The 231-nt window shown below is 58.9% G+C and carries 1 protein-coding gene; it reads left to right on the forward strand.

Annotated features, from left to right (window positions below; genetic code table 11):
• The coding region (locus tag EIK80_RS25915; RefSeq protein ID WP_199743663.1) for a hypothetical protein at positions 1-231 on the forward strand (231 nt) is incomplete at both ends.

Here is a 231-nt window from a genome sequence, read left to right on the forward strand (position 1 = left end):
TTGATCTCCGGCAACACTACCGCAGTCACCTCTAGCCTGATTTGGCAGATGGTCTGGGGCGGGCTCGGCGCCATTTTAGCGCTGGCTATTCTTGCGGCCTTGCGACTTGCGTTCTTCAGCGCAGCCAAGCTCTTTGCCGCTGATGGCGACTGGGGCACAGTCAGCGAAATCGAGACCATTGAAGAGGCTGACGACGAGGTTGCCGAACTCGGCAAGGCTGTGACCACTACC

This window comes from Caulobacter sp. 602-1, assembly GCF_003931565.1.
Lineage (GTDB): Bacteria > Pseudomonadota > Alphaproteobacteria > Caulobacterales > Caulobacteraceae > Caulobacter.